This is a genomic window from Roseateles chitinivorans (assembly GCF_050632145.1).
Lineage (GTDB): Bacteria > Pseudomonadota > Gammaproteobacteria > Burkholderiales > Burkholderiaceae_C > Roseateles > Roseateles chitinivorans_B.
In genome coordinates this window covers 1,679,071-1,693,221 of sequence record NZ_CP192577.1, presented here as the reverse complement: position 1 = coordinate 1,693,221, position 14,151 = coordinate 1,679,071, and the positions used below count along the sequence as shown (strand labels likewise).

Annotated in this window: 6 protein-coding genes; all 6 read left to right on the top strand. The window is 66.5% G+C overall.

Annotation, left to right across the window (positions count from 1 at the left end; genetic code table 11):
- Window positions 1-124 precede the first annotated feature (124 nt).
- Window positions 125-2,332: a malate synthase G gene (locus ACQ86G_RS07805; RefSeq protein ID WP_431260055.1), complete on the top strand. Its 2,208-nt coding sequence runs from the start codon at window positions 125-127 to the stop codon at window positions 2,330-2,332.
- A 334-nt stretch (window positions 2,333-2,666) separates the two neighbouring features.
- A complete protein-coding gene (locus ACQ86G_RS07800) occupies window positions 2,667-5,471 on the top strand; it encodes a TonB-dependent receptor (protein ID WP_431260054.1) in 2,805 nt (934 codons plus the stop codon).
- Between the two features lie 421 nt (window positions 5,472-5,892).
- Window positions 5,893-8,670 carry a TonB-dependent receptor gene (locus ACQ86G_RS07795; RefSeq protein WP_431260053.1) on the top strand — a complete coding sequence of 926 codons (2,778 nt, stop codon included), beginning with the start codon at window positions 5,893-5,895 and terminating at the stop codon, window positions 8,668-8,670.
- Between the two features lie 592 nt (window positions 8,671-9,262).
- Complete coding sequence (locus ACQ86G_RS07790) at window positions 9,263-11,890, top strand: TonB-dependent receptor (protein ID WP_431260052.1); 2,628 nt, start codon at window positions 9,263-9,265, stop codon at window positions 11,888-11,890.
- A gap of 125 nt (window positions 11,891-12,015) precedes the next feature.
- A complete protein-coding gene (locus ACQ86G_RS07785) occupies window positions 12,016-13,278 on the top strand; it encodes a geranylgeranyl reductase family protein (protein WP_431260051.1) in 1,263 nt (420 codons plus the stop codon).
- Window positions 13,279-13,333: 55 nt separating this feature from the next.
- The gene (locus ACQ86G_RS07780) at window positions 13,334-14,089 is read left to right on the top strand and encodes a class II glutamine amidotransferase (protein WP_431260050.1); all 756 of its coding nucleotides are present in this window, start codon (window positions 13,334-13,336) and stop codon (window positions 14,087-14,089) included.
- The last annotated feature ends 62 nt before the right edge of the window (window positions 14,090-14,151 follow it).

The following is a 14,151-nucleotide window of genomic DNA, read 5'->3' as shown; positions in this document are numbered from 1 at the left end:
ATGACGACCCTTGTCGTTGTTATTTGTGCAAAAAAGTCAGGGATCTTCGACCGCGGCCGACATGAATCGGCACCGCCTCACGCCCTACAGTCGACGCACCGTTGAACCGTCTTTCGGAGCCGCCATGACCGTCCGCAGCCAACACCACCGTCTCCAGGTCGATGCCGCCCTGGCCCGTTTCATCGAGACCGAGGCGCTGCCCGGCACCGGCGTCGAGCCGGCGGCGTTCTGGCAGGGCTTCGACGCGCTGGCGCACGAGCTGTCGGCGAAGAACGCCGCGCTGCTGGCCGAGCGCGACCGCCTGCAGGCCGAGATCGACGGCTGGCATCGCGCCCATCCCGGCCCGATCGCCGACATGGCGGCCTACCAGGCCTTCCTGACGCAGATCGGCTATCTGGTGCCGCTGCCCGCCGAGCCGAAGGCGACGACCGCCAACGTGGACGCCGAGCTCGCCGTCCAGGCCGGTCCGCAGCTGGTGGTGCCGATCCTGAACGCGCGCTACGCGCTGAACGCGGCGAACGCGCGTTGGGGCTCGCTCTACGACGCGCTCTACGGCACCGACGTCATCCCCGAGACCGACGGCGCCGAGCGCGCCGGCGGCTACAACCCGGTCCGCGGCGCGAAGGTCATCGCCTTCGCGCGTCAGGTGCTGGACCAGGCCGCGCCGCTGGCGGGCGCGTCCCACGCCGATGCGGCGGCTTATGCGGTGGACGGCACCGCCCTGGCCGTGTCGCTGAAGGACGGCCGCACGGTCGCGCTGGCCGATCCGGCCCAGTTCGCCGGCTATCTGGGCGACGCGGCCGCACCGACGGCGGTCCTGCTGCGCCACCACGGCATCCACCTCGAGATCCAGATCGATCGCGCCTCGACGATCGGCCAGACGGACGCCGCCGGCGTCTCCGACCTGCTGATGGAGTCGGCGCTGTCGACCATCCTCGACCTCGAGGACTCGATCGCCGCCGTCGACGCCGAGGACAAGCTGCTGGCCTACCGCAACTGGCTGGGCATCCTGCGCGGCTCGCTGACCGAGGAGGTCAGCAAGGGCGGCCGGACCTTCGTCCGGCGCCTGAATCCGGACCGTGTCTACAAGGCCGCCGGCGGCGGCGACGACGTCGTGCTGCCGGGCCGCTCGCTGCTGTTCGTGCGCAACGTCGGCCACCTGATGACCAACCCGGCCATCCTGCTCGAGGGCGATCGCGAGATCCCCGAAGGCATCCTGGACGCCGTGATCACGACGCTGATCTCGGTCCACGACCTGAAGCAGCTGTCGGGCTCGGGGCTGCGCAACTCGCGCCGCGGCTCGATCTACATCGTCAAGCCGAAGATGCATGGCCCGGCCGAGGTCGGCTTCGCGAACGAACTGTTCGGCCGCGTCGAGCAGCTGCTCGGTCTGCCGGCCTCGACGGTCAAGCTGGGCATCATGGACGAGGAACGCCGCACCAGCGTCAACCTCGCCGCCTGCATCGCCGCGGCACCGAGCCGTGTGGCCTTCATCAACACCGGCTTCCTCGACCGCACCGGCGACGAGATGCACACCGCGATGCTCGCCGGTCCGATGCTGCGCAAGGGCGACATGAAAAGCAGCGCCTGGATCCAGGCCTACGAGCGCAACAACGTGCTGGCGGGCCTGAGCGCCGGACTGCGCGGCCGCGCCCAGATCGGCAAGGGCATGTGGGCGATGCCCGACCTGATGGCCGCGATGCTGGAACAGAAGATCGCCCATCCAAAAGCCGGCGCCAATACCGCCTGGGTGCCCAGCCCGACCGCCGCGACGCTGCACGCGTTGCACTATCACCAGGTCAGCGTGGCGCAGGTCCAGCAGCAGATCGAGGCCGAGGCGCCGAACGTCGACCGCGCCGACCTGCTGCAGCGCCTGCTGACGATCCCGGTGGCCGCCGACCCGTCCTGGACCGACACCGAGAAGCAGCAGGAGCTCGACAACAACATCCAGGGCATCCTCGGCTACGTGGTGCGATGGATCGATCAAGGGGTCGGGTGCTCGAAGGTGCCGGACATCAACCAGGTCGGCCTGATGGAAGACCGTGCCACCTTGCGCATCTCGAGTCAGCACGTGGCGAACTGGCTGTATCACGGCGTCGTCACCGAACAACAGGTTCGGGCGACATTCGAACGCATGGCCGCCGTGGTCGACAGTCAGAACGCGGGCGACACGGCGTACGAACCAATGGCCGGTCATCCGAACAGCATGGCGTATCAGGCCGCGCTGGCGCTGGTGTTCAGAGGGCGTGAACAGCCCAGCGGTTACACCGAACCGCTGCTGCATGCCTGGCGGCAGAAGCGCAAGGCGGCAGCAACCGCCGTCGCCCGCTGATCATTCAGACAACGGTACCCATCTCCCGCGAATCACCGCCATCGTGCGGTGTACGCGTCCACCAAGAAAGCGACCCGCGGGTCGCTTTTTTCTTTCCGTCGGTTACCGATTTCATCATTTAGGTGAAACGGCGACCCATGACTTTTGGAATAGGGCTGCTTTTGGTCATGACGCCGTGCGGTAAATCCAGTCCTTCAAGCATGGAAAACCCTTAGGGGCCGGCCCTGAGATGGCGACGAATGATCGTTACTTAAAGTTTGTTAACTTAAACGCAGTGTTTGATGACACAAAGTCATCAGCATTGGAATCATTTTTGCCATTTCACGGATCCGGCATGACCTCTTCGCTTCAACTCCGCCGCGTGAGCTTCGCCGCCGCGCTGCTCGCCGCCTCGATCGGCGCCGCCCACGCTCAGGAGAGCACCCAGCTCGAGCGCATCGAGATCACCGGCTCCAGCATCAAGCGCGTCGCCAACCAAGGGGCGCTGCCCGTCCAGCTGATCACGCAGGAAGAAATCAAGGCCTCGGGCGCGAACAACGTCGCCGACCTGATCCAGCGCCTGCCCGCCATGGGCGGCAACCTGACGATCGGCGATGTCGCCATCGGTTCGAACTCCGGCGGCATCGCCACCGCCTCGATCCACGGCGTCGGTGAAAGCTACACGCTGGTCCTGCTGAACGGCCGCCGCATCGCCCCGACGGGCTCGGGCAGCCGGATCAACCTGAACTCCATCCCGATGAGCGCCATCGAGCGCATCGAGGTGCTGACCGACGGCGCCTCCGCGCTGTACGGTTCCGACGCCATCGCCGGCGTGGTGAACTTCGTCCTGAAGAAGAACGTGCAGGGCGGCAACCTCACCGCCAACTACAGCAATCCGGTCGGCAACGGCGGCACCGCCTACAACGTCAGCGGCAGCTACGGCTTCGGCGACCTGCAGCGCGACGGCTTCAACGTCATGGCCACGTACCGCCGTGACGAGCAGAAGCAGCTCAAGTCCGGCGATCGCTCCTTCGCCAAGAGCGCCTTCCTGCCGTTCACCTTCAACGGCAGGAACTACGCCTACGACCGCACCAGCCCGTCGGCCGATCCGGCCAACGCCTCGGTCGTGTTCAAGCAGCTGCCCGGCGAAAAGGAAGCCAAGATCGACACGATCCCGGCGTACGCCTTCAACCCGTACCGCATGGTCAACGGCCAGTGCGCGCCGAACAACGTCTACAGCCTGGCCAACACCATCCCGGCGAACTCGACGAGCAAGAACGGCACCGCCCAGTGCGCGTTCGACTTCGTCAGCACGATCGACGTCTATCCCGAATCGACCCGCGACTCGGTGTTCGTCACCGGCGAACTGAAGATCAACGACAAGATCAAGCTGTTCTCCGACGTGGCCTTCACGCGCCTGGATCTGACCGCGCGCATCGCGCCGAACCCGGTGCCGGTGCCCATCGCGACCACCTCGCCGCTGTTCACCAAGTACGTCGCCCCGTACCTGACGCCGGCCCAGATCGCCCACATCGACACGGTGTCCGCCAGCTACCGCGCCACCGATTTCGGCACGCGCGACTCGCAGACCATCACCGACGCGAAGCATGTCGTCGTCGGTGCCGACGCCGAATTCGGCGACTGGTCCATCAATGGCGCGCTGACCTGGTCGGAGAACTCGCTCAACGAGAAGTACGTCGGCGGCTACTTCAAGGCCAAGGAGTTCAACAACATCCTCGCCACCGGTGCGCTCGACCCGTTCGTGCCGTCCGGCAACCAGAGCGCGACGACGCAGCAGCTGATCCGCGACTCGATCTACCACGGCACGATCCGCGAAGCGTCGACGACGCTCAAGGGTGCCGACGTCCGCGCGTCCACCGAGATCTTCACCCTGCCGGCCGGCGCCGTCAGCCTGGGCCTGGGCGCGGACTTCCGCAACTACAGCTTCAAGCAGACGCCGTCGGCGGACGCGGTCAACGGCGTGATCTACAACTTCGCCGCCAATCCCAGGTACGACATGGCCCGCGACAACATCGGCGCCTTCGCCGAGTTCGTGGTTCCCGTCATCAAGGGCCTGGAAGTCACCGCCGCGCTGCGCTACGACAGCATCAGCAAGATCAAGGACAGCCTGAACGGCCGCGACGTCGGCAAGAACGAGACCGCGACGACCTACAAGCTGTCCGCCAGCTACAAGCCGACCAGCACCGTGGTGCTGCGCGGCTCGTACGGCACCGGCTTCAAGGCGCCCGACATGCTGGACATCGCCCAGCCGCTGGTGACCAACGGCGTGACGGCGTCCAGCTACGCCTGCCCGTTCCCGGGCGACGGCAGCGGCGCTGCGCCGTGCAAGCCGGGCAAGCAGCAGTACACCCAGCTCGCGACCGGCAACGAGAACCTGAAGCCGGAAAAGTCCAAGCAGGCCACCCTGGGCATCCGCTTCGACCCGACCCGCAACTTCGGTGGCAGCCTGGACTACTGGCAGCTGGACCTGCGTGACGCCGTGAGCGCGGTCTCCGCGAACCAGGCCTTCGCCAATCCGGAGCAGAACAAGGCGCTGTTCACGACCTACAAGCTGCCGGCCGAGGCGAATCCGCTGTACGCCTTCATCTCGGTGTCGACCAACATCGGCAAGTCCAACTACAAGGGCCTGGACTGGTCGCTGGACGGTCGCGTCAACATCGAGGGCCTGGGCCGCCTGACCACCACGGTCAACGGCACCTACATGATCGAGGCCAAGTACACCCGGCCCGGCACCACCAACGACTTCACCGACAGCCTCGGCAAGTACGGCGTGGACGCCCAGGTCATCTTCCGCAACACGGCGCAAGCCAAGTTCGCGCTGGACACCGGCAAGCTGACCAACGCCATCGTGGTGAAGTACCGCTCGGGCTACAAGGACATCGAGCAGACCGTCCGCGACCTGCAGACCGGCGCGAACACGCGCGTGCAGCTGCTGGTGCCGAACTACATCACCTTCGACTACCAAGGCACCTACCGCTACAACAAGGCGCTGGAACTGCGTCTGGGCATCCAGAACCTGACCAACGAGATCCCGCCGTTCACGCTGCGCGACTCCTCGGGCCACCAGGTCGGCTACGACCCGCGTTACGCCAGCCCGCTGGGCCGCACCGTCTACCTGACGGGCAGCTACAACTTCTGATCGGCGCCTGAGGAACGGGGATTCGGAGATTTCGTGCGCACAGCGCTCCGATGTTGACGAATCCCCGATCAAACCCCTGACCGTATTGTTGCGGTCGAGATACAGCCTGTTGCCGACCCGCAACGAGTTGGGCGCATGACAATTCGGTGATGCCTCGGGAGAGGCGTCCCCGCGGATACCCCTGCACTGGCTGGAAGTCACCCGTGACGCCGGTCATGCCGGGGTATCGGTCCTTGTGGCGATGCCCCTGTTCCCGGCGACTGACCCACCTCAATTGGTAGGAACCCCCGCCGGTTGACGAATTCCTGTCATTGACACTTCTGTCACGTCACCTTCACGCCAATTTGAGCGCAAAGGTTGTCCAGACATGTTTCGCGCGACGCCACAAGCGCCGCCGCTCGACACCTTTAGGAGTGTTTCCTTGAAAACCAAACTGAACGCGGTGAGCCTGGCAGTCGCCACCACCATCGCAATCGCGTCGTCGGCCGCGCTGGCGCAGAGCCAGGAGCAGACCCAGCTGGAACGCGTCGTCGTGACCGGCTCGGCCATCAAGCGGATCGCCGCCGAAGGCTCCCTGCCCGTGCAGACCGTCACCCGCGCCGAGATCGAGCGCAGCGGCGTGACCTCGGTCACCGAGCTGATGCAGAACCTGTCCTCCGTGCAAGGCGGCATCACCGAAGGTGACACCGTCGGCGGCGGCGGCGGCGGCCAGGCCACGGTCTCCATCCACAACCTCGGCGGCGATCGCACCCTGGTGCTGCTGAACGGCCGCCGCCTGATCGGCGAAGCCGGTGGCGCCGTCGACCTGAACATGATCCCGCTGTCGATCATCGACCGCGTGGAAGTCCTGACCGACGGCGCGTCCGCGCTGTACGGCTCGGACGCCGTGGGCGGCGTGGTGAACTTCATCACCCGCACCAACTCGACCAAGATCAACCTGAGCGCGTTCTGGTCGCAGCCCCAGGAATCGGGCGGCAAGGAACGCAGCGCGTCCATCTCCGGCGGCTTCGGCGACCTGGAACGCGACGGCTTCAACGTGATGGCCGCGCTCTCGATGGACAAGCGCGACCAGCTCAGCGCCAACCAGCGTGATTTCAGCAAGTCGGGCGTCATCCCCTTCAACTACAAGGGCAAGGCGTTCACGTTCTTCAACGGCTCGGGCTCCACGATCCCGGGCAACGTGGCTGTCCCGTACATCACGAAGGACGAGAACGGCCGCGACATCATCGACTACGAACTGCGCAATCCGTACCTCGCGCAGAACGGCGAATGCGCGCCGCAGCACGTCCAGTCCGGCGCCGCCTGCGCGTTCGACTACGCCAGCACCGTCCAGGCCTTCCCGGACCGCAAGCGCACCAACCTGTTCGGCTCGGGCAGCGTGAAGCTGGGCGAGCATGTCCTGCGCGCCGACCTGCTGCTGGGCAAGACCAAGACCAGCGGCAAGATCGCCGCGGTCCCGGGCTCGATCTCGGTCGACGCCAGCGGCCCGTTCGCCAGCTACCTGGCCGCGGTCGGCTACACCCCGGCCTACCTGCAATCGCTGGTGGACGCGGGCTTCGGCGCCGACGTGTCGGCGAGCGACCCCGCCTCGGTGGCCTACCGCGCCTTCGACCTGGGCAACCGCACCAGCATCTTCGAGCGCGACACCAAGGGTCTGTGGCTCTCCCTGGAAGGCCAGCTGGCCGGCTGGGATTACACCGCCACCACCGGCTACCAGCGTGCCAAGGTCGAGGAAAGCAACACCGGCTATCCGCTGGCCAAGGCCTTCGGCAACCTGCTGCGCGGCGGCCTGTGGAACCCCTTCGTGCTGCCGGGCCAGCAGTCCGACGCGGCCAAGGCGGCTGCCCGCGACATCATGATCTCGGGCATCTACAGCACCGAGACCAGCACGATGGTCAACGCCGACTTCCGCGCCTCGCGTGAAGTGTTCAAGGCCCCGGGCGGTGCCGCCTACCTGGCGGTCGGCGCCAGCGCACAGAAGGAAGAGGTCAAGGACGATCCGGGCGCCGTGGCGCTCGGACACGGCGGCCCCAACGGCGACGACCAGCGTTTCGGCGACAGCACCGTCGCGGTCCCGTACAAGGCCCACCGCTACACGGCCGGCGCCTTCGCCGAGCTGATCGTCCCGGTGCTCAAGAACCTGGAAGTGACCGGCGGCATCCGTTACGACGACTATCACAACGTCGCCAGCGCCACCAACGGCAAGCTGTCGTTCAAGTACACGCCGATGCCTGAGCTGCTGATCCGCGGCTCGGTCGGTACCGGCTTCCGCGCCCCGACGCTGCGCCAGCTGTACCGTCCGCTGCAGGAGTTCGGCGTCACGGCCGAGCAGTACGACTGCAGCCCCGAAATGCGCGCCATGGCCACCAGCCTGGGCGCCCTGTGCCAGCCCGGCAAGAAGCAGTACAACGTCTTCACGGGCGGCAACACGCAGGTCAAGCCGGAAGAGTCGAAGCAGGCCACGATCGGCTTCCGCGTGGAGCCGACCAGCACCTTCTCGTTCGGCGCCGATTACTGGTGGGTGGGCATCGACAAGACCTTCGGCTCGGTCGACGAGAACGAGGCCTTCAAGAACGTCAACAAGTACTCCAACCTGTGGCTGGTCTACACCGACCCCGTCACCGGACAGAAGTACCTGGCCTACAACGGCAGCACGACCAACCTGGGCAAGTCGTTCAACAGCGGCGTCGACTTCGACGTCACCGGCCGCTTCAGCACCCCGTTCGGCCGCCTGACCTCGAACGTCCGCGCGACCTACATGCTGACGTCCAAGAACCAGCTGCTGCCGGGCGAAGAGTACTTCTCGACCATCGCGGACAACCATCCGTCGATCGGCGAAGTCACCTTCCGCTGGAAGGGCCAGTGGACCAACACGCTGGTGGCCGGCAACTGGGCCCACACCGCCAACATCAACTTCCAGTCGGGCTACAAGGACTTCCCGACCACCCTGGACAGCGATGACGGCACGCTGGTGAACGAGGTGGTCCGCCTGAAGGTCAAGCCGTACACGACGCTGGACTGGCAGACCGCCTACACCTGGAACAAGCAGCTGACCGTCGCCCTCGGCATCAAGAACGTGTTCGACAAGGATCCTCCGCTGTCGCTGCGCGCCAATGGCGGTCACATGCTGGGCTTCGACTACCGCTACTACAGCCCGATGGGCCGGACCTTCCAGGTCAAGGCGAGCTACGACTTCTGATCGCGACGCCGACGTTCCGCCGCACCACGGCGGGGCGCCGTCAGCGCACCACGACAGGGACTCCTTCGGGAGTCCCTTTTCTTTGGTTATCACGCCGACGTCCCCGCCACAAGATTGTCCTGTCGCCGATACGACGTTAAGTATTGTTTCCATTCCCTGACCACGGTCGATAAGGCCTTGGATCGAAAGATATTTTTCGCATTCATCAAATGGGATCGATAAATTCGATGTCGCCTCGCACCAACTAATCTTCTCGAGTATTTAACAATCAAATAACGTCATATAAACATTTGGCGCGAATAGCGTTCGATATCGTGTCCGTTGAAACCCGACATGCCCACCGGAGTTAAGCGTTCGTAAATTCCGAAACTGTGGCGCAGGTACGACCGAACCGTCATCAAAGAGTAAGGAGAAACCCGCGAAATCAGGTCGTTTCGGCGCGCCCAGTCCCAAATTCGCGCGATTTACGAACCGGGACCTATGACCTCTGGGGATTACTCAGCACACTTTTGTCAGGCCTCGCGATGCGGGGCCGTTTCAATTCCGGCTCGCCGCACCCACGAGGTGGGCGGGTCCTCCCCTAGAGGTGCATATGTACAAGCTGAACGCGGTGAGCCTGGCAGTCGCCGCCACCCTCGCGGCCGCGTCCTTCCCGGCGCTGTCCCAGGCCCAGGCCCAGTCCCAGGGCGACCAGACCCAGCTCGAGCGGGTCGTCGTGACCGGCTCGGCCATCAAGCGCATCGACGCCGAGACCGCCGTCCCGGTGACCGTCGTCAAGATGGACGACCTGAAGAAGTCGGGCATCACCTCCATCGAGCAGGTCATGGCCAACCTGTCGTCGGTGCAGACGTCGACCAACGCCGCCCAATCGATCGGCTCCAACTCCGGCGGCGCCTCGTTCGCCAACATGCGCGGCATCGGCGCCGACAAGACCCTGGTGCTGCTGAACGGCCAGCGCATCGCCAACAACGCGGTCGACGGCACGGCGCCCGACCTGAACATGATCCCGTTCGCGGCGGTCGAGCGCATCGAAGTGCTGCGTGACGGCGCCTCCGCGCTGTACGGCACCGACGCCATCGGCGGCGTGATCAACTTCATCACCAAGTCGAACTACCAGGGCGGCACCATCACCGTCGGCGCCGACGCCCCGGAAAAGACCGGCGGCAAGTCGCGCAACATGAGCGCCGGCTTCGGCTACGGCGACCTGCAGAAGCAGGGCTTCAACATCTTCGGCTCGCTGGCCTACCGCAAGCAGGACGCCATCAACGGCACCCAGCGCGATTTCAACCAGCGCATCCCGGGCGGCCTGTCGGTCAACACCGCGCCGGCCAACTACACCCAGGACGACAAGACCTTCTACAACCCCACCGGCACGGCCTGCAACGGCCAGCAGATGATCCTGTCCAAGGACACCTGCAAGCTGGTGACGGCGTCGTTCGTCGACTTCATCCCGGCATCGGAAAACACCTCCGGCATGCTCAAGGGCTCGCTGCTGGTCAACGACAGCCTGACGCTGGGTGCCGAGCTGTTCGCCGCCTCCAACCGCGTCACGACCTTCGTCGCCCCCGTGCCCTACGGCGGCTACACGGTCAACGCCGGCACCAAGTACTACCCGGTGCCGCCCGCGGGCTCCAACATCGACGTCACGCAGCCGATCAGCGTCTACTGGCGCGACTTCCCGAACGGCTCGCGCGGCCAGACCAACAAGAACAACCAGCAGCGCCTGGTGCTGTCCGCGGAAGGCAACGGCCTGGGCTGGGACTACTCGGTCAACCTCGCCTACAACCGCAACAAGGTCGACCAGTACCTGGTCAGCGGCTACGCCGACGGCAACCTGATCGGCGCCGGCCTGGCCGACGGCCGCATCAACCCGTTCGGCGACCAGGATGCCGTCGGCTCCGCGCTGCTGGCGCAGGCCGCGCTGAACGGCCTGCTGGAGTCCGCCAAGGGCGAGGTCTCCAACCTGAGCGCGCACGCCAGCCGCGACCTGGTCGACTGGTTCAACGCCGGCCGTCCGTCGCAGCTCGCGCTGGGCGTCGAGTTCCGCCACGAGAAGTTCACCTCGGCCTCCAACACCGACTTCGCCTCCAAGGTCTCCGCCTCCACCGGCGTGGACCCGACCGCGCTGGCCACCGGCTCGCGCAACGTCTCGGCGCTGTACGGCGAACTGAACGTGCCGGTGCTCCAGTCCCTGGACCTGACCGGCTCGCTGCGCTACGACAAGTACAGCGACTTCGGCAGCTCGACCAACCCCAAGGTCAGCTTCCGCTTCCAGCCGATGAAGCAGCTGCTGGTGCGCGGCTCGGCCTCGACCGGCTTCCGCGCCCCGACGCTGTATGAGCTGTACGCCAGCCCCGCCTTCACGAACACGGCCGGCAGCTACGCCAACCCGCTGCTGTGCAAGGACGGCGAGACCGGCAGCCAGTGCGAGGCCCAGTTCCAGGTGCTGAACTCCGGCAACAAGAACCTGCGTCCGGAGAAGTCGAAGACCGCCACGTTGGGCTTCGTCTATGAGCCGGTGGCCAACGCCAGCTTCGGCGTGGACTTCTGGTGGGTGCACCTGAAGGACAAGATCGGCTCGATCCCGCAGTTCGCGCTGTTCAACAACTACTACAACTACCCGGCGCTGCAGCAGTACTTCCACTTCGGCCCCGGCGACACGCTGTCCATCGCCAGCAACTGCCCCGGCCCGAACTGCGGCTACGCGGACGAGACGGTGCTCAACCTGGGCAAGGTGCGCACCAACGGCATCGACTTCAGCGGCCAGTACCGCCTGAACAGCCCGATCGGCCAGTTCGACTTCGCGCTGAACAGCACCTACGTCGCCAAGTACGAGTTCCAGAACTTCAAGGACGGCTACTGGGTGCACAACGTCGGCAACTACGGCGAGTCGGGCCCGATCTTCCGCTGGCAGCACAACCTGTCGACGAACTGGCACTACGACCAGTTCGGCGCCGGCGCCGTGATGCGCTACAAGTCGGGCTACGCCGACTTCGACCCGTCGACCCACGCCCGCGCCCCGTCGTACACGACCTTCGACGTGTACGGCAGCTGGTCGCCGATCAAGAGCGTGTCGCTGGTGCTGGGCGTGCGCAACCTGTTCGACCGCGATCCGCCGTACACCAACCAGGAAGACCTCTTCCAGGGCGGCGGCTGGGATTCGCGCTACGCCGACCCGACGGGCCGCGCCTACTACGTGCGCGCGACCTACTCGTTCTGATCGAGGCGGGCCTCGCGGCCCGTGTCCACACACCGCCGCGGCAGCGCGGCACCGAAGCGGGAGGGCGACCTCCCGCTTTTTTGGCCAGCCTCCCTAGAATGGCCGTTTTCGCTGTCGCCCGAACCATGTCCGTCGAATCGCCCGCGGTGCTGCCCGCCGCCTGTCAGGTCCTCATCATCGGCGCCGGCCCTGCCGGCAGCGCCGCGGCGCGCTGGCTGGCCAGGGCCGGCCTGGACGTGGTGTTCGTCGACCAGCAGCCGCTGGGCCGCGACAAGGTCTGCGGCGACGGACTGATCCCGGACGCCCACCACGCGCTTGAACGGCTGGGCCTGCTGGACCGCGTGATGGCCAAGGCGCAGCGGTCGGCGCACGTGGGCTGCATCGGACCGCGCGGCGGCCGGATCGACGTGCCGGGTCACCTCGCGGTGCTGCCGCGCAAGCAGCTCGACGAGATCCTGAACCTCGGCGCGCAGGAAGCCGGCGCGCGCTTCCTGGCCCCGGCCCGTTTCGAGGCCGCCCTCGAGGATGCGCAGGGCCGCGTGCGCGGCGCGCGGCTCACGATCAACGGAGCAGCGCACGAGATCGCCGCCGACTGGGTGATCCTGGCCACCGGCGCCGTGCCCAAGGCCTTGACGGCCGCCGGCATGTGCGAGCGCCACACCCCCAGCGGCGTCGCGCTGCGCGGCTACGTGCGCGCGCCGGCCATGGCCGGCGAGATCAAGGCGCTCGAGGTGGTCTGGTGCAAGCCGGTGCAGCCGGGCTACGGCTGGATCTTCCCGGCGCCGGACGGCAGCTTCAACATCGGCGTCGGCGTGACCGACAGCCACAAGGACATGGCCGGCAAGGGCCAGAAGAAGGACGTCAACCTGCGCGCCATCTTCGACGCCTTCGTCGAGCACTACCCGCCCGCCAAGCGCCTGATGGCCGAGGGCGAACTGGTCGGCGAGCTCAAGGGGGCGCCGCTGCGCTGCACGCTCAACGGCGCGCGCTGGACGCGGCCCGGCCTGCTGGTCACGGGCGAGGCGGCGGGGTCGACCTACTCGTTCACCGGCGAAGGCATCGGCAAGGCGATGGAGACCGGTCTGCTGGCCGCGGAGGCCATCCTGGCGCACCGTGCGGGCACGGCCGGCGCGGCTTCGGTCCCCGCCGCCGTGGACACCCAGGTCCGCGAGCAGTACGAGCAGGGCTTGCGCGCGCTGCAGCCGAAGTACGACCTGTACGAGCGCGGCAACCGCGTGAACCGCTTCCCGTGGCTGGCCGACCTGCTGATCTGGCGCGCGAAGAAGAGCCCGCGCCTGCTGCACCGCATGAGCGGCGTGCTCAACGAGACCAGCAACCCCGGCAACCTGGTCAGCCTGAAGGGGCTCACGCGGCTGTTCCTGGAATGACGCGACGCGCGTCGCCTAGGATGATCCCCTGCGACCCGAGCCTGGAGAGACCGCGATGTGCCAGCTGATGGGCATGAACGCCCGCCGACCGACCGATGTGATGTTCAGCTTCGCCGGCCTGGCGACGCGGGCGCACGAGCACAAGGACGGCTTCGGCATCGCGTTCTTCGAAGGCCGCGGGCTGCGGCACTTCGTCGACCACCACAGCGCGCGGGTGTCGCCGCTGGCGGAGCTGGTCAAGACCTACCCGATCCGCAGCGACGTCGTCATCGCGCACATCCGCAAGGCAACGCAGGGCGTCGTGTCGCTGGAGAACACCCACCCGTTCGTGCGCGAGCTGTGGGGACGCTACTGGGTGTTCGCGCACAACGGCGACCTGAAGGGATTCGCGCCGCGGCTGCACGCGGCGTTCAAGCCGGTCGGCCAGACCGACAGCGAGCAGGCCTTCTGCTGGCTGATGCAGGAACTGGCCAAGGCGCATGCGGACATGCCGGCGATCGAGGAGCTGAACCACACGCTGCGCGAGCTGCTGCCGCGGCTCAACGGCCACGGCACCTTCAACATGCTGCTGTCCAACGGCCAGGCGCTGTGGGCGCACGGCTCGACCAAGCTGCATTACCTGCTGCGCCAGCCGCCGTTCGGCCACGTGACGCTGCAGGACGAGGACGTGAGCGTCGACCTGGCCGCCAAGACCACGGCGGACGATCGCATCGCCATCGTCGCCACCGAGCCGCTGACCCGCGGCGAGGCCTGGATCCCGATCGAGCCGGGCACGCTGAAGGTCTTCGTCGGCGGCGAACCGCTCTGCTGAGCCCTGCCTGGGGGCCGGTCGTCCCCGCCAACCGCCATTCGCCGCATCCGGAGGCGGCGGCC

Coding starts and splice junctions, on each gene's coding strand:
- ACQ86G_RS07805 (WP_431260055.1), top strand. CDS start 125: ATGACCGTCCGCAGCCAACACCACCGTCTCCAGGTCGATGCCGCCCTG.
- ACQ86G_RS07800 (WP_431260054.1), top strand. CDS start 2,667: ATGACCTCTTCGCTTCAACTCCGCCGCGTGAGCTTCGCCGCCGCGCTG.
- ACQ86G_RS07790 (WP_431260052.1), top strand. CDS start 9,263: ATGTACAAGCTGAACGCGGTGAGCCTGGCAGTCGCCGCCACCCTCGCG.
- ACQ86G_RS07785 (WP_431260051.1), top strand. CDS start 12,016: ATGTCCGTCGAATCGCCCGCGGTGCTGCCCGCCGCCTGTCAGGTCCTC.
- ACQ86G_RS07780 (WP_431260050.1), top strand. CDS start 13,334: ATGTGCCAGCTGATGGGCATGAACGCCCGCCGACCGACCGATGTGATG.